Below are 18,485 nucleotides of genomic sequence, written 5' to 3'. Positions count from 1 at the left end.
AGCCGCCCATGCTGCCGCTGGACGATCTGCTGGTTCTCGATTTCTCGACCCTGTTGCCCGGCCCGCTGGCGAGCCTGTTTCTTTCGGAAGCCGGGGCGCGGGTGATCAAGATCGAGCGGCCGGGCGGCGAGGACATGCGCGGCTTTCCGCCGCGCTTCGGCGAGACGTCCGCTCCCTTCGCCGTGCTCAATCGCGGCAAGCAGAGCGTCGAGCTCGATTTGAAGGCGCCCGATGCGCTGGAGCGGCTGAAGCCGCTGATCGCGCAGGCCGACATCCTGATCGAGCAGTTCCGGCCGGGCGTGATGGAGCGCCTCGGCTTCGGCTACGAAGCGCTGGCCGCGCTCAATCCGCGCCTGATCTACTGTTCGATCAGCGGCTACGGCCAGGACGGGCCGCGCGCGCAGGAGGCGGGCCACGACATCAACTACCAGGCGGTCGGCGGCCTGCTCGGCCAGTCGCTGCAGCGTGGCGCCGCCCCGCCGCTGCCACCGCCGCTGGTCGCCGACATCGCCGGCGGCACCATGCCGGCCGTGCTCAACATCCTGCTGGCGCTGCGCCAACGCGAGCGCAACGGGCAGGGCTGCCACCTCGACATCGCCATGGCCGACGCCATGCCGACCTTCGCCTGGTACGGGCTGGCGCAGGGCCAGGCGACCGGCTCCTTCCCGGATGGCGGCGAGGCGCTGCTGACCGGACAAAGCCCACGCTATGGGCTCTACGCCACGGCCGATGGCTGGTTCCTCGCCGTCGGGGCGCTGGAGCCGAAATTCTGGCAGGGCTTCTGCGAGGGCATCGGCCTCGACGAGACCCTGCGCGACGACCGCCGCAACCCGCAAGCGACGCGCGCCGCCATCGCCGCGATCATCGCCGGCGAGAGCGCCGCGCATTGGCGCACCCATCTGGAGCCGCTGGACTGCTGCTGCACCGTGGTCCGCACGCTGGAGGAGGCGGTCGCCGACCCGCATGTCACGGCGCGCGGCCTGCTCGACGCCCAGGCACAGGAGCCGGGCGGGCGCCGGCTCGTCTCGACGCCTTTGCCGCTGGCGCCGGTGTTTCGGGACAAGGCCGCTGAGATGCGGCGCGTCGCGGCAAGCGGCGCCGATACCAGGATCGTGCTGGGAGAACAGTGACGGAACTCTGGACCGTCATTCTCGGGCGCAGCGAGGCGCAGACCCGAGAAGTTCGGGCTGGAGTCTGTTGCGCTTTCACGGAAGCGCTGCGTCATCCCGGACGGAGCGAAGCGGAGATCCGGGATCCATGCCTGAACCCTGATCGGCAATGCTCCGGCATGGATCCCGGGTCAGGCCCGGGCATGACGCCTGGATCTTACCGCGCCGCGCCGCCCGCCAGCCCTTGCCGCATGACGAAGCGGCGCAACGGCCCGATCCGCGACAGCGCCAGCAGGCCCGCGCCACGCATCAGATCGGCCGGCAGCAGATCGCTCAGGAGGGTTCGGTTGAGCGCATCGACGGCGCCCGTCCGCAACCGGACATCGGTGCGCCGCGCCGCGTCATAGGCGGTCATTGCCCCTTCCGCGCCCGGATCGTCACGCTCTGCGACCGCATCGCGCAGTGCCGCGACGTCGCGCAGGCCGAGATTGAGCCCCTGCGCCCCGATCGGCGGGAAGACATGCGCGGCCTCGCCGATCAGCGCCATGCGGCCGGCTGCGAAGCGATCCACCGAGAGCCCCCCCATCGGGATGCGTCCGCGCGGCCCCGCGACGCTCATCGCGCCGAGCAGCGACTGCACCTGTGTCTCGACCCGCCGGGCGAAGGTGGCATCGTCGAGGGCGGCGGCGGCCTCCGCCGCCTCGGGATCGAGCAGCCAGACGAGCGAGGAGCGCCGGCCGGGCAGGGGAACGAGCGTGCACGGCCCCTGGCGCGTATGGAATTCGGTCGAGATCTCGCGATGGTCACGGGCATGCGTGAAAATGCCGGTCAGCGCCACCTGCGGATAGCGCCAGTCGCGGCTTGCAATCCCCGCGACGGCGCGGACCTGCGAGTTGCGCCCATCCGCACCGACGACCAGACGCGCGCTGAGCGGCGCAAAGCCGTCTCCGGAAAGCCGCACGGAATCGGCGGCGGGCTCGATCGAGCGGACAAGGCCCGGCAGCAGCCGCAGGCCGGCGCGTTGCCCGGCGGTCTCGGTCAGCACCTCGGTCAGATCGGCGTTCTCGATATTCCAGCCGAAGGCCTCGAGCCCGATCTCCGAAGCGCGGAACTCCACCGGCGGCTGCCGGAACAGGCTGCCGCTGTCGTCGACCAGCCGCATCACGGCAAGCGGCGCCGCCTTCTCCAGCAACGCATCCTGCAGGCCGAGTTCGGCGAGCAGCCGCCACGAACTGTCGAGCAGCGCGACGGTGCGCCCATCGCGGGGCGTCGCCAGCAGGCCGAGCAGCGCGACGCTGCGGCCCTCGCTCGCCAATGCGAGCGCCGCGGCGAGCCCGACCGGGCCCGCTCCCACGATGGCGATATCGACCGAGGCCTCGGCATGCATGCTCATGATCCCTCGCTATCCGATGCACGGCGTTTTGGCCACGGGCCGCAAAGTCGCAAGGTGCGTCTGCATTTGCCGAGGATGCTGCTTTCCCGCGCGATGAACTATGGTCGGTGCATTCATTCGAGGGAGATGTCTTCCATGGTCAAAGCCATTCGCGTGCATAAAACCGGCGGCCCGGACGTTCTGGCGTTCGAGGACGTCACGCTGCCGCAGCCCGGGCCGGGCGAGATTCTCATCCGCAACCGCGCCATCGGCCTCAATTTCATCGACACCTATTTCCGCTCGGGGCTCTATCCTGCGCCGCAACTGCCTTTCACCCTGGGCAATGAGAGCGCCGGCGACGTGCTGGCGGTCGGGCCGAACGTCACCGAGTTCAAGGTCGGGGATCGCGTCGCGGTCGTCGCGGCGCACGGCGCCTATGCCGAGGAGCGCATCGTGCCGGCGGCCTCGGTCGTCGCGCTGCCGGAGGGCATCTCCTACGAGGCCGCCGCCAGCATGATGCTGAAGGGGCTGACCGCCGAGTACCTGCTGCACCGGACCTACAAGGTGAAGCCGGGCGACACCATCCTGGTCCATGCGGCGGCCGGGGCGACCGGCCTGATCCTCTGCCAATGGGGCAAGGCGCTGGGCGCAACCGTGATCGGTACGGCCGGTTCGAAGGAGAAGGTGGAACTGGCGAAGGCCCATGGCGCCGACCACGTCATCAACTATCGCGAGGAGGATTTCGCGGCGCGGGTGAAGGAGATCACCGGCGGCGCGCTTTGCGACGTGGTCTATGACGGCGTCGGCAAGGACACCTTCATGAAGTCGCTCGACACGCTGAAGCCCTTCGGCCTGATGGTCTCCTTCGGCAACGCCTCCGGCCCGGTCGACGCCTTCAATCTCGGCATCCTCTCGGCCAAGGGCTCGCTCTATGTCACCCGCCCGACGCTGAACACCCACACCGCGAAGCGCGAAACCATGGTGGCGATGGCGAAGAACCTGTTCGACGCGGTGCTCTCCGGCAAGGTCACGGTACCGGTCAACGCCACCTTCCCATTGAAGGACGCGGCGGATGCCCATCGCGCGCTCGAATCGCGCGGCACGACCGGCTCGACGGTGCTTCTCCCCTGATCCTGCTCGTCATTCTCGGGCTTGACCCGAGAATCTCATGACCAGAGGAAGCTGGTTTTCGAGATGCTCGGGTCGAGCCCGAGCATGACGTCAGACGACGGTCACATCCTGCGCCCGGTCTTGCCGGGCGCATTTTTGTTGGCGTCGTGAACCCGCCGGCACGACGCCGCGACGAATGGATGCCAGCGCAATGCTGACGATCTTTTCGGGACGACGGTCATGTCGACCAGGTTTCAGGCAACTGTTTTTCTTCTGGGTATTTTGAGCCTTTCCGGCGTTGCGCTGGCGCAGCAGCTCCGGGGCCAAGGCGGGCAGGCCACCGTTCCGGCCGCCATCCTGAACGGCGCCGAGCAGGGCCGCCTCCGCGTTCCCGGCGCAGCGCGCCTGCGTTACGCCGAAACGGGTTGTGCCGCCGGCATCTGCAGCGAGCCGCCGAAGCGGAGCGAGCAGGGCGAGGCGGCTCCCGTCGCCGATGCCTGCAGCAGCCTCGGCACGGCGCGCGACCGCAACGGCCGCACCATCCGTCGGCTCTGCACCTTCAACTGAGGGAAGTCGGACGCGCTGGAGCGCATTCCGAGGAAACGCGGGTCATCCGGCCGGAGCAAAGCGGAGAGCCGGGATCCATGCCCGAACCTTCGTCGGAAACGCTCTGGCATGGATCCCGGGTCAGGCCCGGGATGCCTCTGTGTTTCCGCCTAAAATCAGCAAGCTCTAAAGGCGCGGCTCAGACCGTGACGCCGTGCAGGTCGTAGGCGTCGGCGCGCTCGATCTTCACGGTGACGATGTCGCCCGGGCGCAAGGGGCGCCGGCTTGCGACATAGACATTGCCGTCGATCTCGGGGGCGTCCCATTTCGAGCGGCCCTTGGCGACGGTCGGCCCGGCCTCGTCGATGATGACTTGAATGCGCTTGCCGACCCTGGCCTTGACGATGCGGGTGGAAATCTCGGCCTGCGCCTTCATGAAGCGGTGCCAGCGCGCCTCTTTCTCCTCCTCGGGGACGAGGGCGAGGCCGAGGTCGTTGGCGGGCGCGCCCTTGACCGGCTCGTATTTGAAGCAGCCGACGCGCTCCAGCTTCGCTTCCTTCAGCCAGTCGAGCAGGAACTGCACATCCTCCTCGGTCTCGCCGGGGAAGCCGACGATGAAGGTCGAGCGGATGGCGAGGTCCGGGCAGATCTCGCGCCATTTCCGGATGCGGTCGAGCGTGCGGTCCTGATGGGCCGGGCGCTTCATCGCCTTCAGGACGTTCGGCGAAGCGTGCTGGAACGGAATGTCGAGATAGGGCAGCACCAGCCCCTCCTGCATCAGCGGGATGACCTCGTCGACATGCGGATAGGGATAGACATAGTGCAACCGCACCCACATCCCCATCTGGCCGAGCTCGCGGGCGAGCTCGAAGAAGCGGGTGCGGATCTCGCGATCCTTGAACATCGACGGCGCGTATTTGATGTCGAGGCCGTAGGCGCTGGTGTCCTGCGAGATCACCAGCAATTCCTTGACACCGGCCTTGGCCAGCTTTTCGGCCTCGCGCAGCACGTCGCCGATCGGCCGCGAGACGAGGTCGCCGCGCAGCTTCGGGATGATGCAGAAGGTGCAGCGATTGTTGCAGCCCTCTGAAATCTTTAAGTATGCATAGTGCCGCGGCGTCAGCTTCACGCCCTGGTCCGGCACGAGATCGACGAACGGGTCGTGCTTCGGCGGCACCGCCTGGTGCACCGCCGAGACCACGCTCTCATAGGCCTGCGGGCCGGTGATCGCGAGCACGTTCGGGAAGGCGTCGCGGATCTGCTCGGGCTCGGCGCCCATGCAGCCGGTGACGATGACCTTGCCGTTTTCGGCCATGGCCGAGCCGATCGCCTCGAGCGACTCCGCCTTGGCGCTGTCGAGAAAGCCGCAGGTATTGACGATGACGAGGTCGGCCCCGGCATGGCTCTTCGAGAGCTCATAGCCCTCGGAACGCAGCGAGGTGATGATCCGCTCGGAATCGACGAGGGCTTTCGGACAACCCAAGGAAACGAAGGAGATTTTCGGCGCGACGGCGTTCATCGGCTGATGGCTTATGTCCAGAATGTCAGGAAGCGCCGCGCGCGTGACACGCGATCGGCGCTTCCTTTGAACCTTTTCAGCCTGATTTGCAATCGAAAGCGGCTCAGGCCGCCGCGCCCGTCGCGACCGGCCGCTCGGGATCCTGCGTCCAGTCGGTCATCGAGCCGTCATAGAGCGCGATCTCGTCGCGACCGAGCAGTTCGGAGAGCACGAACCAGTTCGCCGCCGCCGAATGGCCGGTGTTGCAATAGGAGATCGCCGGCCCCTGCGGCACCACGGCAAAGATCTTTTCCAGCTCGGAGCGCGGCTTGAGCTTGCCGGAGCTGGGCTCAAAGGCCCCCGCATAGTCGCGCGCGATCGCGCCGGGGATATGGCCGCCGCGCGTCGCCTCGGCCGCCTTCTCGCGGCCTTCGAAATAGCTCGGCCCACGCGCATCGACGAGGCTCGCCTGCTTGCTGCGGGAGGCGATGAGGGTCGCATCCGTCGTGCTGCGCAATTGCTGCTGGGCGACGACCGGATAGGGCTCGGTGCTCTTCGGCTGCGACGGGCCGCTCTCGACCGGCCGCTTCGGATCGCTCGTCCAACCCCTGAATCCGCCATCCAGGATCGCCTGTTGGCCGTGGCCGATGAATTTCAGCGTCCAGTAGACGCGCGCCGCCGCCGCGAAATCGGTCGGCGCCGTGCCGGCCGAGACGATGACGACATCGTCATGCGGCTTGATGCCGAGGCGGCCGACCAGCGCGGCAAGGTGATCGGCGGCAGGCAGCATGCCGGGCGCGTTGCCGACCTTGGCGCGCCAGCCATCGGCGGCATAGTCGGAATGAACGGCACCGGGGATATGCCCGGCCTCGAAGGCTTCCTTGCCGCCATCCGCCGCGGTGCGCACGTCGAGAATGACGAGGTTCTTGTCGCCGAGACGCGCGGCGAGGGCGTCGGGCGTGATCAATCCTGCGAATCCGGGCTGGCTCATGCAGCTTCATCCTTCTGCAGTTCGTCGATCACATCGAGCTCGTAGCTCATCTCGGCGGTCGCCCCGAGCATGATCGAAGCCGAACAGTATTTTTCCTTCGACAATGTGACGGCCCGCTCGGCCTTGGCATAAGCGAGGCCCTTGCCGGTGATGCGGTAGCGCAGATGGATCCTGGTGAAGACCTTGGGGTCGCTGGCCGCGCGTTCGGCCTCGACCTCGACTTCGCAGCCGGTCACCGCCTCGCGCCCCTTCTTGAGGATGCTGACGACATCGAAGCCGGTGCAGCCGGCGAGCCCGATCAGCAGCATCTCCATCGGCCGGATGCCGATATTGCGGCCGCCATAATCCGGCGCGCCGTCCATCATCACCGCGTGGCCGCTGCCGGCCTCGCCCATGAAGGCCATGCCTTCCACCCATTTCGCGCGTGCTTTCATCGCGATCTCCTGTCCGGATCGAGGACCGGCCGCCCTTGTCGCGGCGGGATTCGGGGGCGGAGGCTAGGGCATCGGGCCGAAAAGTGGAAACCGGTTTTCGGCACCACCGGATGCCCCGAGAGCGGGATCAGGCGGCGGCGAACAGGTTGCCATGCGTGATGCGCAGCCGCACCCGCTCGCCGATCGCGGGAGCGACCTGGCTGGCGAGATCGACGTCGAGCCGCTTCTTCAGCCCCTCGACAGCGACCTCAGCCCGGCGCAGCGGCCCGTTGCGGCGCAGATGCTCGACCGTGCCGGGCAGGGCGAGCGGCGTCTCGTCAACGATGCGCAGATGCTGCGGCCGGACATAGAGGGAGGCCGGGCCGCCCTGGTTCTGCGACAATCCGCCCAGCACCGGCCGGTCGCCGAAGAAGGCCTGGCTGCCGACGACCTTGACCGGCAACTTGTTCACCTCGCCCAGGAATTCGCAGACGAAGGGCGTCGCCGGATGGTCGTAGACGTCGTCGGCCGAGCCGACCTGCTCGATCTTGCCGGCGTTGAGGATGGCGACGCGGTCTGCAAGCTCCAGCGCCTCTTCCTGGTCATGGGTGACGAACACGGTGGTGTGGCCGACGCGCCCGTGCAATTCGCGCAGCCAGGCGCGCAAATCCTTGCGGACCTTGGCGTCGAGCGCACCGAAAGGCTCGTCGAGCAGCAGCACGCGCGGTTCGATGGCGAGCGCGCGGGCGAGCGCGACGCGCTGGCGCTGGCCGCCGGAGAGCTGGCTCGGATAGCGCTTTTCCAGACCCGGCAGTTGAACCAGTTCGAGCAGACCTTTGACGCGCTTGCTGATTTCGCTCGCGATGGGGCGCTCCTCGCGCGGGCGGGACCGCAAGCCGAAGGCGATGTTGTCGGCGACGTTCATCGTCTTGAACAGCGCATATTGCTGGAAGACGAAGCCGATGCGCCGGTCGCGCAGCGACAGCGCCCGCGTGTCGATGTCGCCGAACAGGACCCGGCCCCGGTCGGCCTCCTCCAGCCCCGCGATCAGGCGCAGCAGCGTGGTCTTGCCCGAGCCGGAAGGGCCGAGCAGCGCGACGAGCTCGCCCGGCTGGATGTCGAGCGAGACGCCGCGCAGCGCCGGGAAATTCTCGAAACGCTTCTCGATGGCTTCGATGGTGACGGCGACCGACATGGGTTTTCGTCCTTCGTCCAGGCTTGGGTCAGTGCCGGCGGCTGGCGGCGATCGCATCGCCATAATGCCATTCCAGCAGGGTCTTGAGCACGAGGGTGACGAGAGCCAGCCCCGCCAGCAGCGAGGCGACGGCGAAGGCGGCCGGTCCCATGTACTCGTTGTAGAGGATCTCGACATGCAGCGGCATGGTGTTGGTCTCGCCCCGGATCTTGCCGGAAACCACCGCGACAGCGCCGAATTCGCCCATCGCCCGGGCATTGCAGAGCAGTATGCCGTAGAACAGGCTCCACTTCACGTTCGGCAGGGTGATGGTGAAGAACACCCGCCAGGGCGAGGCTCCCAGCGTCAGCGCCGCTTCCTCGTCGGCTGAGCCGAGCGACTGCATATGCGGAATCAGTTCGCGCGCCACGAAGGGGAAGGTGACGAAGACCGTGGCGAGGATGAGCCCCGGCAGCGCGAAGATGATCGAGACGCCATGCGCCTGCAGCCACGGACCGAAATAGCCCTGCGCGCCGAAGAGCAGCACGAAGACCAGGCCGGAGATCACCGGCGAGACCGAGAAGGGCAGGTCGAGCAGGCTGATCAGCAGGTTCTTGCCGCGGAACTCGAACTTGGCGATGGCCCAGGCTGCGGCGATCCCGACGACGGTGTTGAACGGCACGGCGATGGCCGCGACGATGAGCGTGAGCCGGATCGCCGCTTGCGCGTCGGGTTCGGTGATCGCGGCGCGATAGGCTTCCCAGCCCCTGGCGGCAGCCTCGACGAAGACCGTGACCAGCGGCAGCAGCAGGAAGAGCAGCAGGAAGGCGAGCGAAACCGCGATCAGCACGAACTGGACGAACCGGCTCTCGCCGCGGGCGCGGCTTCCATCGCGCCGGGCCGGCGCGGTCGCGGCAGGCAAGGTGGCGTCAGACATCGCCGAACCTCCGGCGCGCCCGCGCCTGCACGAGGTTGACCGCCAGGATGAGCGCAAACGAGATCAGCAGCATCATCGTCGCCATCACGGCGGCGCCCGCATAGTCGAACTGCTCGAGCCGGATCACGATCAGCAGCGGCGCGATCTCGGAGACCATCGGGATGTTGCCGGCGATGAAGATCACCGAGCCGTATTCGCCGACGGCCCGCGCGAAGGCCAGCACGAAGCCGGTCAGCAGCGCCGGCAGCACCGGCGGCAGGATGACGCGGAAGACGGTGCGCAAACGGTTTGCGCCGAGCAGCGCCGCCGCCTCCTCGACGTCGCTCTGCAGCTCTTCCAGCACGGGCTGGACGGTGCGGACCACGAAGGGCAGGCCGATGAAGATCAGCGCCACCATGACGCCGAGCGGCGTGTAGGCGACCTTGCCGTCGAAGCCGATCGAGATATCGGTGAAGGGGATGGTGAACCGGAAGGCCAGCGGCGCCAGCCACGAGCCGACCCAGCCGTTCGGCGCATAGATGGCGGCGAGCGAGATGCCGGCGACCGCGGTCGGCAGGGCGAAGGGCAGGTCGACCGCCGCGTCGATCAGGCGCCGGCCGGGAAAGTCGTAGCGCACCAGAACCCAGGCGAGGATCAGCCCGAACACGGTGTTCACCAGCGCCGCGAACAGCGCGCCGAGGAAGGAGAGCCTGAGCGCGGCCAGCGTCCGGGGCGAGGTCGCCACCGCCCAGATATCGGCCGGGCCGGCGCTGGCGGCCTTCACGAACAGGCCCGCCAGCGGGATCAGCACGATCAGCGACAGCGCCGTCACGGTGATGCCCATCGCCAGGCCGAAGCCGGGCAGGATACTGGGCTCTCGCCAGCGGAAGGACGCCGTCGTTGTCATAGACTTACCGTGCCGGCTTGTAGAGTTGGTCGAACGTGCCGCCATCGCCGAAATGCGTCGGCTGCGCCTTGGCCCAACCGCCGAAATCCTTGTCGATGGTGACGAGCTCGAGCTTCGGGAACAGAGCGAGGTCCTTGGGGTCGGCCGCCTCGGTGTTGCGTGGACGGTAGTGGTTCTTGGCGATGATCGCCTGAGCCTTCGGCGTATAGAGGAATTCGAGATAGGCCTGCGCGGCCTCGCGGGTCTTCTTGGCGTCGACATTGCCGTCGACCAGGGCGACCGGCGGCTCGGCCAGGATCGACAGGCTCGGCACGACGATGTCGAACTTGTCCTTGCCAAACTCGTCCTGGGCGAGGAAGGCCTCGTTCTCCCAGGCGAGCAGCACGTCGCCGATGCCGCGCTGGGTGAAGGTCGTGGTCGCGCCGCGCGCGCCGGTGTCGAGCACCGGGACATTGCCGAGCAGCTTGGCAATATAGTCGCGGACCTTGGCGTCGTCCTTGTTGAAGGCTTTTTCGGCATAGGCCCAGGCGGCGAGATAGTTCCAGCGCGCGCCGCCCGAGGTCTTCGGATTCGGCGTGATGACCTGGATGCCAGGCTTCACGAGGTCGCCCCAGTCCTTGACCGCCTTGGGATTGCCCTTGCGGACGAGGAACACGATGGTCGAGGTGTAGGGAGAGGAGTTGTCCGGCAGGCGCTTCTGCCAGTCGAGCGGCAGCTTCTTCGAGCGCTCGGCGACGGCGTCGATGTCGCCGGCCAGCGCCAGCGTCACCACATCGGCGTTGAGCCCGTCGATCACGGTGCGCGCCTGCGCGCCCGAGCCGCCATGCGACTGGCGGATGGTCGTGATCTTCCTGTCCGGATGCTTGGCGTTCCAATCCGCCAGAAAGGCGGCGTTGATGTCGCGGTAGAGCTCGCGGGTCGGATCGTAGGAGACGTTGAGCAGCTCGATGGACTGGGCGCGGGCTCCCGCGACCACGCCGAAGCAGATCGTGAAGGCTCCCAGAACCAGTCCGGCCCGAAGCAGGCGGCGAAACGCGGGTCGTGTCATGTCAGGGCTCCGTTGCGATCCGGGCGGAGCCCGATTGAGGAAGCTCCGCCCGTTCTGAATAACAAACGAAACGTACTGAAATCTCGATCTTGCCACAATGTGGCCGGGCAGCGGTCCCGTTCCAAAGTTTCGACGCCGGGGAGAACACGCATCTCCCCGCATCGTTACGGGCCAAGACGAGGATGCTTCTCCTCGCCCGCTCTCAGGCGCGGCGGCGATCCGCCGCCGCCTCGGCCTCAGCCAGGGCCGAGCCGAAGGCACGTCCCAGCAGGACCAGAACCGGCCCGGTCGCGGAAAGTTCCGCGAGCCGTTCCGGCAGGGTTTCGATCGTCGCCGCGATCCGTAGCTCGTCGGGCCGTGTCGCCGCAAGCACGGCGACGGCCGGCGTCTGTGGATCGAGCCCGGCGGCGAGCGCCTTTTCCCGGAAGCCGGGCAGGGTGGCGCGCGCCATGTAGATCACGGTCGAAGCAGCCGGGTCGGCCATGGCGCGCCAGTCGAGATCATCGGGCAATTCGCCCTTGCGCGAATGGCCGGTGACGAATTGCAGCCGCCTTGCATGGTCGCGATGGGTCAGCGAGAGGCCGAGCGAGGCGGCTGCGCCCTGTGCCGCCGAGATGCCGGGCACGATCGCGACCGGGATGCCAGCGGCCTGGCAGGCCTCGATCTCCTCGCCGGCTCGGCCGAAGATTCCGGGGTCGCCGCCCTTGAGCCGCACGACATGCTTGCCCTGCGAGGCCAGCGAGACGATCAGTGCGTTGATGTCGCCCTGTTTCACCGAGGGCCCGTAACCGGTCTTGCCGACCAGCATGCGCTTGGCCTCGCGCCGGGCGAATTCCAGCACGCCCGGCGAGACGAGATCGTCATAGAGGATGATGTCGGCGCTCTGCAGCGCGCGGATCGCCTTGAGCGTCAGCAGTTCCGGATCGCCCGGCCCGGCGCCGACCAGCGTGACCCGGCCCTTGCCGTCGAAGGACGATTCGAGCTGTGCGAGCTTCGCGAAAAGCTCGGCCGCGTCCTGTTGCGTCGGTTCGCGCTCGGGCTCGGCCATCGCCTTGCCGGCGAAGAGCTCCCAGAAGGCACGGCGCAGGGCGAAGGGCAGTTCGCGCGCCTGAACGCTCGGGCGCCAATCGGTCGCGGCCTGCGCCCAGCCCTTCAGCCCGGCCGGCAGCAGCGCCTCGATCTTGGCCCGGATCGCTTGCCCGAAGACGGGCGCGGCCCCGTCGGTCGAGACGGCGACGACGAGCGGCGAGCGGTTGACCAGCGCACCGAAGGCGAAATCGCAGAATTCCGGCTTGTCGACGATGTTGACCGGGGCGCCGGCAGCGCGTGCGGCCGCGACGAAGGCGCGAATCTCGTCCGTCTCATCGAGATCGGCGACGGCAAGCGCGGCCCCATCGAAATCTTCCGGCGACCAGCGCCGGGCGTGGATATGGATGCGCGCGGCGGGATCCTCGGCGAGTGCCGCGAAAGATGCCGAATCGCGGCCAGCGAAGATATGCAGCTCCGCTCCCGCGGCCGCGAGCAGTTCGGCCTTCCACAGCGCGCCTTCGCTGCTCCCGGCCAGCACGGCCTTGCGGCCGGCCAGCTTGTGGAACAGCGGCAGCGTCGCCAGCGGCTCGATGCGCCGTGCGGTCGTCTCGGGGCGTCTTTCGCTCATCGCGTGGTCGCTATCGCCTTCCCATCCGTCGCCATCGGCGCCCCGCCAGCGGGCGGCACCAGCAGCCACAACGCCGCCAGCGCGAGGATGATAAGACGAAAGCACAGATCGAGCCAACGGCTGCGAGCCGTTTGGTCGGGCTGCAGGAGCATTTCGACCTCACCAGCCATGCTGTCCTCCTCGATCGCGACCGGCGCGATGCGCCGGCTCGCGCCGGTTTGCCCGCTGGCCGGTGTGGTGATGCTCATGGCGTTGCCGCTGATGTGGCCGCCGCGTCGGTACGCGCCGCGCGCCGCCGATCCAGGATGTTGCGCTCCGGCGTGCCATAGCCGCGCTGATAGGTCCGGCTGAACGAATCCCGGGCGCGCAGCCATTGTTCGACAGGCTGCCGCATCGCGCTGGCCTCCGGCAGCTCGACCGTGTCGAAGCCGCAGGAGAGGGCATAGGCGAACTGGTCGGCGATGAGCGGCCCGCTGGCGCGCAACTCCCCGCCGAAGCCCGCGCGCCGGATCTGGCGGGCCTGGCTGAAGCCGCGCCCATCCGAATAGGCGGGGAAGGCGATGGCGACGAGCGCGAGGCGCGGCAGGAACGGGGCGAGCTCCGCCGTCGGGAGGTTGTTCGGGATCAGGACGCCGATGCTCTGCCCGGGCACCTGCCGTTCGAGCGCCTCGGCGAGGAACTCCCACGGCACGATCGCGGCGGGAATATTGTCGATCGCCGCCCCTTCGCTGCGGGTCCAGCGATCCGCGCGGGCGCCGTTTCGGTCAAGCAGCGGCACGGGTCGTCTCCTGGAAGGCGGCCTTGAAGGGGGCAAGCCCGATCCGGCGGACATTGTCGATGAAGCTCTCGCCCTCCGCCCGCTCGGCGAGATAGACCGCGATGATGCGCTCGATCGCGTCCGGCACGTCTTCCGCGGCGAGGCCGGGGCCGAGGATCTCGCCGATCGCCGCGTTCTCGGTGGCGTCGCCGCCCAGCGTGATCTGGTAGGATTCGATGCCGCGCTTCTCCAGCCCGAGAATGCCGATATGGCCGACATGATGATGGCCGCAGGCATTGATGCAGCCGGAAATCTTGATGCCGAGCGGCCCGATCTCGCGCTGGCGGGCCTCATTGGCGAAGCGCTGCTGGATCGCCTGCGCGATCGGGATCGAGCGGGCCGTCGCCAAGGCGCAGTAATCGAGGCCGGGGCAAGCGATGATGTCGGTGACGAGGCCGATATTGGCCTCCGCCAGCCCGGCTTCGCCGAGCTTCTGCCAGATCGCGAAGAGATCGCGCTGGCGCACATGCGGCAGGACGAGGTTCTGCGCATGGGTGACGCGCAACTCGTCGAAGGAATAGCGCTGCGCCAGATCGGCGACCACGCGCATCTGCTCGGACGTCGCATCGCCCGGCGCCTGGCCGATCGGCTTCAGCGAGATCGTCAGCGCGGTATAGCCCGGCGCCTTGTGCGGCGCCGTGTTGACATCGACCCAGCGGGCGAAAGCCGGGTTGCTGGCCTTGGCCGCCTCCAGCGTGTTGCTAACGGCCGGGAGCGTCTCATAGGCCGGCGGCGCGAAATAGGCGGCGATGCGCGCGACCTCTTCCGGATCGGCATTGATCGAAGGGCCGTCGAGCTGCGCGAATTCGGCCTCGACGCGGCGGGTGAATTCCTCGGCGCCGATCTCGTGGACGAGGATCTTGACGCGGGCCTTGTACTTGTTGTCGCGCCGGCCCTCGAGATTATAGACCCGCATGATCGCCTCGAGATAGGCGAGCAGGTCCTTCTTGGGCAGGTAGTCGCGCACCACCTTGCCGATCATCGGCGTGCGGCCAAGCCCGCCGCCGACGCTGACCTCGTAGCAGACCTCATGCGTGTCAGGATGGCGACGCAGGCGCAGGCCGATATCGTGGGCCTTGATGACCGCCCGGTCGGCTTCGGCGCCCGTCACCGCGATCTTGAACTTGCGCGGCAGGTAGCTGAACTCGGGATGCGCCGAGGACCATTGCCGGATCAACTCCGCCGTCGGGCGCGGATCTTCGATCTCGTCCTGCGCGACGCCGGCGAAATGATCGGCCGTGACGTTGCGGATGCAGTTGCCGGAGGTCTGGATGCAGTGCATCTCGACATCGGCGAGCAGGCCGAGGATCTCCGGGATATCGCGCAGCTTCGGCCAGTTGAACTGCAGGTTCTGGCGCGTGGTGAAATGGCCGTAGCCGCGATCGTACTTCTCGCCAATCAGCGCGAGCTGACGAAGCTGCCTGGAATTCAGCGTGCCATAGGGAACGGCGATCCGCAGCATATAGGCGTGGAGCTGGAGATAGACGCCGTTCTTGAGCCGCAGCGGCTTGAACTCGTCCTCGGTCAGCGAACCGTCCAGCCGCCGCGAGACCTGATCGGTGAACTGCGCGACCCGCTCGCGGACGAAGCGCTCGTCGAATTCATCGTAACGGTACATCGATCAACCCTTCGGCGCGGACGCGATACCCTCGCCGGCCTGCTTGCCGAGATCGGGACGATTGCTGGGACCGAGCGTCTTGAAGCGCTCGCGGAAATGGCGCGGAACCGGATGGCCGCCCTCGATAGCGACATCGACGAGATAGGCGTCGACGACGGTGTTGCCGCGCAGCCCGGCCGCGGCGAAGGCTTCGAGCCCATCGGCCGCAGCATCGTCGTTCGCGACCAGTGCCTGCGCCGGATCGCGAGTCCAGACGAGGGTGCCAGCCGCGTCGGCCGTCGCGAAAACGACATCGCCGTCGAGCAGATCGTTGGCCAGCAGGATCGCCGGCAGCGGAACGCGCTTGGCTGCCGCAGCCATCAGGCGAACTCCGTGCCGCTGGCTTCAGCCGGTCGATGATCGAGGGTCAGGCTCGCCAAGGCTCGCGTCCGATACGTTCGTTTTTCCGAACGCATAAAATAAAGCAGCCTTCGACACGCTTCAATTCACGTCAGATAGCGTGATTTTCTCTATTACCATCCATTTGGAGTAATTTTATCCGGAGGCCGTCTCGGCGCCTCGCTTGCAGGAGCGGCGAGACCCGGATGTGGAATGGCCGAAGATGACACGCAACGTTCTGAAATCGAACACTGAGCCGATGCGCGCAGGCGCTTCCGGCGGCTTTTTCGCGTCATGGCCGAGCGCGGCCGACATTCTCGATCGCAATGGCGGCGAGGGGCCCGGTTTCAATGCCTTGCGTCTCACCCTGTCGCTGACCATTCTCGCCGTCCATTCCGGCTGGGTCGCCGGCGCCGATACCGGCAAAGACTGGACCGGCTGGCATGGCCTCTTCCTGCTCAGTCTCGTCCCGGCGTTCTTCGCCCTGAGCGGCTTCCTCGTCACCGGCAGTGCGTTGCGTACTGGCGCGGTGCGCCCCTTCATCACCCTGCGCGCCATCCGCATCGTCCCGGCGCTCTTCGTCGAGATCGCCCTCTCGGCGCTGGTGCTCGGGCCGCTGCTGACGACATGGGCGCTGCGCGACTACGTCAACGACATCCGGTTCTGGGAGTATTTCGGCAATGTCGTCGGCCGCATCCGCTTCGAGCTGCCCGGAGTCTTCGAGAGCAATCCCGTGGCGAACACGGTCAACCAGAACCTCTGGACGCTGAAGCCCGAATTCTACTGCTACATCGTGATGGCCTTGATGATCGCCGCCGGCCTGCTGCGCCGACGCGTCCTCTTCGCGGCGCTCACGATCGGCATCATCATCGCAGCGACAGCCTGGGCCTATCTGCGCGGATTCGGCGTCACCGAGGGCAATTACCACTGGACCGTCGTGGTGTTCTATTTCCTGGTCGGTTGCCTCTATTTCCAATGGCGCGACCGGCTGAAGATCCATTGGAGCCTGTTCGCCGCGGCGCTCGCAGCCTCGATCGCCCTGATGTCGGCGCCGCGCGAGCTCTCCTTCCTGGTGCCGCCCTTCCTGACCTATTGCGTCGTCTATATCGGCCTGCTGCCGCTCAAGCTGCCGCAGCGCATCCGCAAACTCGACGTCTCCTATGGCATCTATCTTTATGGCTTCCCGATCCAGCAGGCGCTGGTCAGTCAGCTCGATGTCGTTCACGGCAGCGGGCTCGTGCTGTTCGCGGTTTCCGCGCCGCTCGTGGTGCTGTTCGCGCTGTTCTCCTGGCTCTGGATCGAAAAGCCTTTCCTGGCGGTGAAGCCCTATGTGCTCGGCCAGAAGTCCTGGCGCCGCCAGCCCCGCCCGGTCGTGCTGCCGGCCGGGTGACGGGCGGCCTCAGCCCGTCCTCACCCGCATCCGCCGCAGCAATTCGAGCCCCATCACCGCCGTGGCGAACAGGGTCCAGAGCGGATCCGAGCGGTTGAGCAGGAAGGCTTCGAGCATCCCGACATAGGTCATGAAGATGACCATCATGACGAAGAGATCGGCGAGCCTGGCCCTGTCCGGCGTTCGGGCGGCGGCGAGATAGCTCCCCAGCGGGCGGATCATCAGCAGCCAGATCATGACGACGGCGCCGGGGACGCCGAACATCAGCATCGCGTCGAGATAGCTGTTATGGCCCGAGCCGATGCCGCGCACGTCCCAGCTCGCCTCGAAATTCTCCTCCAGCCCGGTCACCACCGGGGTCTGCCAGAAGCTGGCATAGCCGTAGCCGAGCCAGGGCTTCTCGGCGATGCGGGCGAGGGCGAATTTCCAGATCTCGTCACGGCCGGTATAGGTCGGGTCCGAGATCAGCGCCGCGCCGAGCTTGTAGAGCTGCGGCGACATCACCGTGCCGACGGTGAGGCAGGCGATCACGGCGACGAGCAGGATGTGCAGGGCGACGGCCAATCCCGGACGCCCGCTGAACCGCCCGAGGACAACGAGCCCGATCGCCATCGGCAGGAAGCCGAGCGTCGTCTTCGAGCCGCTGTTGAGCACGAAGACCACGCACAGCGCCACGATGATCGCGCCGCGCCATTTCAGCCCGCTGCGCCAGCAATAGATCCCGATCATCGCCATCATCGAGAAGACCGGCGCGGCGAAGTTCTTGTGCGAGAGATGCCCGCGCCAGTCGCCGGCATGGACGCCCTCGACGCCCTCGGCGCTGTGCACGGCGAGATGGGGCGCGACGAGCAGCACGCCATAGACGATGGCGAGCACGGCGAGGCAGGCATTGGCCGCCGCGAGCGCGAAGCCCGGCTCGTCCTCCGGCAGCACCAGCACGCCCGCCACCAGGATCATCGCGATCGCGCCGAGGAGCAGGCCGCGCAGCGCCGCCGCCTGGTCGAGCGCCTGGAGGGTCGAGAGCGCCGCGATGGCGAAGACCGTGAGCCAGGTCCCGAGCCCGAGCCGCGCCAGCACCGGCCGCGGCTTCAGCCGGAGCATGGCCGCGAGATAGAGCCCGCCCAGCACGAGATAGCCGATCTGGTTGACGATATTGCCGCTGCTGGGCGCGCCGATCTGCGACGGGTCCGGCGGCGGCGCGAAGGGCTGCAGCGTCAGGATCAGGATGAACAGCGCGAGACCGGAGAGGAAGGTCGCCAGCCGGCGCAGGCGCAGGGCCTCCTGCGCGCCCCCGGATGCGCTCCCGGCCGGGCCTGCGGCGGCCTGCGTGATGCTCCCTGTCTGGCTCATGGCGTCGCGGCGGTCCGTGTGCCCTGCGGCCCGCAAGGGCCCCCACGCGCCATCCTATGACAGAGGCTCGTTAAGAGCCCGTCATTCCCTGCTCATGACGCCGACCGCCCCGTCCCGGCGGTCACGTCTCCCGCCGCCGGCGTCATGCGCGGCCCCGGAGGATCCCGCGACGACGAGGCTGCGGCGCCCCG

18 protein-coding genes are annotated in these 18,485 nt (G+C 67.6%); 4 read left to right on the top strand and 14 right to left on the bottom strand.

What is annotated here, in order from left to right:
- Window positions 1–8: 8 nt before the first annotated feature.
- Window positions 9–1,130, top strand: a complete 1,122-nt coding sequence (locus GGC47_RS14855) for a CaiB/BaiF CoA transferase family protein (protein WP_429068445.1) — start codon at window positions 9–11, stop codon at window positions 1,128–1,130.
- A gap of 196 nt (window positions 1,131–1,326) precedes the next feature.
- Here the strand turns inward: GGC47_RS14855 and GGC47_RS14850 are convergent, their stop codons facing one another.
- Window positions 1,327–2,502, bottom strand: coding sequence for a UbiH/UbiF family hydroxylase (locus GGC47_RS14850; RefSeq protein ID WP_429068444.1), 1,176 nt, complete (start codon window positions 2,500–2,502; stop codon window positions 1,327–1,329).
- Between the two features lie 135 nt (window positions 2,503–2,637).
- Here GGC47_RS14850 and GGC47_RS14845 point away from each other — a divergent pair, with 135 nt between their 5' ends.
- Both GGC47_RS14845 and GGC47_RS14840 read left to right on the top strand, forming a co-directional pair.
- Window positions 2,638–3,612, top strand: coding sequence for a quinone oxidoreductase family protein (locus GGC47_RS14845; protein ID WP_429068443.1), 975 nt, complete (start codon window positions 2,638–2,640; stop codon window positions 3,610–3,612).
- Window positions 3,613–3,831: 219 nt separating this feature from the next.
- A complete protein-coding gene (locus GGC47_RS14840) occupies window positions 3,832–4,158 on the top strand; it encodes a hypothetical protein (protein WP_370954245.1) in 327 nt (108 codons plus the stop codon).
- A 178-nt stretch (window positions 4,159–4,336) separates the two neighbouring features.
- On the opposite strand, the gene rimO is transcribed toward GGC47_RS14840, so the two are convergent.
- The 12 genes from rimO to GGC47_RS14780 all read right to left on the bottom strand — a co-directional run bounded on the left by rimO (window position 4,337) and on the right by GGC47_RS14780 (window position 15,536).
- Window positions 4,337–5,656 (bottom strand): 30S ribosomal protein S12 methylthiotransferase RimO, encoded by a 1,320-nt coding sequence (gene rimO, locus GGC47_RS14835; RefSeq protein ID WP_370954246.1) that lies wholly within the window; start codon window positions 5,654–5,656, stop codon window positions 4,337–4,339.
- Window positions 5,657–5,759: 103 nt separating this feature from the next.
- Window positions 5,760–6,626, bottom strand: coding sequence for a sulfurtransferase (locus GGC47_RS14830; protein WP_370954247.1), 867 nt, complete (start codon window positions 6,624–6,626; stop codon window positions 5,760–5,762).
- Window positions 6,623–7,060: an OsmC family protein gene (locus GGC47_RS14825; RefSeq protein WP_112762160.1), complete on the bottom strand. Its 438-nt coding sequence runs from the start codon at window positions 7,058–7,060 to the stop codon at window positions 6,623–6,625. The genes GGC47_RS14830 and GGC47_RS14825 overlap by 4 nt, the downstream gene beginning before the upstream one ends.
- 127 nt (window positions 7,061–7,187) lie before the next feature.
- A complete protein-coding gene (locus GGC47_RS14820; protein WP_038367506.1) occupies window positions 7,188–8,234 on the bottom strand; it encodes a sulfate/molybdate ABC transporter ATP-binding protein in 1,047 nt (348 codons plus the stop codon).
- A gap of 28 nt (window positions 8,235–8,262) precedes the next feature.
- Entirely contained in the window at window positions 8,263–9,150 is an 888-nt protein-coding gene (cysW, locus tag GGC47_RS14815; protein WP_038367504.1) for a sulfate ABC transporter permease subunit CysW, read from the bottom strand.
- The gene (gene cysT, locus GGC47_RS14810; RefSeq protein WP_113252368.1) at window positions 9,143–10,036 is read right to left on the bottom strand and encodes a sulfate ABC transporter permease subunit CysT; all 894 of its coding nucleotides are present in this window, start codon (window positions 10,034–10,036) and stop codon (window positions 9,143–9,145) included. The genes cysW and cysT overlap by 8 nt, the downstream gene beginning before the upstream one ends.
- A 4-nt stretch (window positions 10,037–10,040) precedes the next feature.
- Window positions 10,041–11,084, bottom strand: coding sequence for a sulfate ABC transporter substrate-binding protein (locus tag GGC47_RS14805; protein ID WP_038367500.1), 1,044 nt, complete (start codon window positions 11,082–11,084; stop codon window positions 10,041–10,043).
- 202 nt (window positions 11,085–11,286) lie between these two features.
- The gene (gene cysG / locus GGC47_RS14800) at window positions 11,287–12,741 is read right to left on the bottom strand and encodes a siroheme synthase CysG (protein WP_142020881.1); all 1,455 of its coding nucleotides are present in this window, start codon (window positions 12,739–12,741) and stop codon (window positions 11,287–11,289) included.
- On the bottom strand, window positions 12,738–12,989 hold the full coding sequence (locus GGC47_RS14795) for a hypothetical protein (RefSeq protein ID WP_112762164.1): 252 nt from the start codon (window positions 12,987–12,989) through the stop codon (window positions 12,738–12,740). Before GGC47_RS14795 ends, cysG begins: the two co-directional genes overlap by 4 nt.
- Entirely contained in the window at window positions 12,986–13,519 is a 534-nt protein-coding gene (locus GGC47_RS14790) for a DUF934 domain-containing protein (RefSeq protein WP_429068442.1), read from the bottom strand. Before GGC47_RS14790 ends, GGC47_RS14795 begins: the two co-directional genes overlap by 4 nt.
- On the bottom strand, window positions 13,506–15,176 hold the full coding sequence (locus GGC47_RS14785; protein WP_142020883.1) for a nitrite/sulfite reductase: 1,671 nt from the start codon (window positions 15,174–15,176) through the stop codon (window positions 13,506–13,508). Before GGC47_RS14785 ends, GGC47_RS14790 begins: the two co-directional genes overlap by 14 nt.
- Window positions 15,177–15,179: 3 nt before the next feature.
- The gene (locus GGC47_RS14780) at window positions 15,180–15,536 is read right to left on the bottom strand and encodes a DUF2849 domain-containing protein (protein WP_142020884.1); all 357 of its coding nucleotides are present in this window, start codon (window positions 15,534–15,536) and stop codon (window positions 15,180–15,182) included.
- A gap of 241 nt (window positions 15,537–15,777) precedes the next feature.
- Here GGC47_RS14780 and GGC47_RS14775 point away from each other — a divergent pair, with 241 nt between their 5' ends.
- A complete protein-coding gene (locus tag GGC47_RS14775; RefSeq protein ID WP_142020885.1) occupies window positions 15,778–16,944 on the top strand; it encodes an acyltransferase family protein in 1,167 nt (388 codons plus the stop codon).
- A 9-nt stretch (window positions 16,945–16,953) separates the two neighbouring features.
- Here GGC47_RS14775 and GGC47_RS14770 read toward each other — a convergent pair whose 3' ends face one another.
- Window positions 16,954–18,294 carry an O-antigen ligase family protein gene (locus GGC47_RS14770; protein WP_142020886.1) on the bottom strand — a complete coding sequence of 447 codons (1,341 nt, stop codon included), beginning with the start codon at window positions 18,292–18,294 and terminating at the stop codon, window positions 16,954–16,956.
- Window positions 18,295–18,485: the final 191 nt, after the last annotated feature.

This window comes from Allobosea sp. OAE752, from assembly GCF_050433265.1.
Classification (GTDB): Bacteria; Pseudomonadota; Alphaproteobacteria; order Rhizobiales; family Beijerinckiaceae; genus Allobosea; species Allobosea spartocytisi.
Note: the sequence above shows the minus strand (reverse complement) of the source record. Positions and strands in the feature narration are given on the sequence as shown.